1 protein-coding gene is annotated in these 1,234 nt (G+C 20.7%); it reads right to left on the bottom strand.

Going from position 1 to position 1,234, the window contains the following annotated elements; translation table 4 throughout:
• Positions 1-914: 914 nt before the first annotated feature.
• Positions 915-1,234 (bottom strand): phosphoribosyl-AMP cyclohydrolase (locus MAGTDC_RS02130; protein ID WP_146656858.1); only part of this gene is annotated, 320 nt, incomplete at its 5' end.

The following is a 1,234-nucleotide window of genomic DNA, read 5'->3' as shown; positions in this document are numbered from 1 at the left end:
TATCCTATAATTCTTATCTTAGGTTTAAATACTAATGAACATATTAATTTAAAGTCATTCGATCATGTATATTCTTCTTTCTAACCTTACTTATATAATATATAAGCAAATATTTACTTTCTAATGCTATAACAGGACCTTTTCAAGGTTATATTTTTATTTCTAATAAACCTGTAAGCAATTGGATCCAAACGAATAATTATATTCCTCTATAATGTTGGTTTGCTCCACTTTAAAGATCATATTTAAATAACTTAATAATAATTTTTAGATCTAACGAACATTATTTTATCCTTATCAATATAGATTTTTAACTTTAAATAATTAGTTATAATCATTATTTTTATATATCTCATTGTGTATAATTATCAATCTAAAAACAAAATCTTCAGATTATATCTGAAACATTATGTATTATTCATAATCAATCTCCTTGCAACATTTATCTATTTATTTATTGTAAACCATTTATCGTTTAATTATTTTATATGTTAATATATTTTTACAATCAATTCATCAATATATTAACCATTATAGGTTCTATCTACTTTTACTTCTATCCATAAATTTATAAACAACAATGAATTAAGTCTAAATTTCTGATTTATATCTCTAATTCTATAAGCATATAATGATAATTTAAAATAAAGCATAATATCGATCAATCATGATAATATTTTAATTTAAAAGATCAGGACTAAACGAAAATTGTTGTTTAAAGGTCAATCCTATTAGGATTTTATGAATTTTGTTTACTAGTTTATGTTAATTTTTTTTATTAATTAATAATTTTCGTTATAAAATATGTTATAAGTTGTATTATAATTAAACAAAAAAACCATCGATAACAACGAAATAACAATTATTATAATATAATATTAAATCAAATCTAAGTGTTATTTATAAATGTAGTATTATTTTAATAATTTATAAAAACAAGATGGTCTTTCAGTATGGCAAACAAGTCCAGTTTGTAATATTAATACACTAAAAACAAGGCAATCCGAATTACAATCGGTATATATTTGTTGAACTAAATGTAAATTTCCACTTTCTAATCCTTTCATTCAAATAGATTGATCAGTACGATTATAATAATGACAAAATTTTGTTACTAAAGTTAATCTTAAACATAATTCGTTTGTATAAGCAAACATAATTACTTCTTTTGAATAAAAATCTATTACAATAACCGGTATTAGATCTAAACTATTCAATTCTAAATTATTCATCC

Source organism: Candidatus Hodgkinia cicadicola (assembly GCF_002774925.1).
This window is presented reverse-complemented; position numbering and strand designations above follow the sequence as displayed.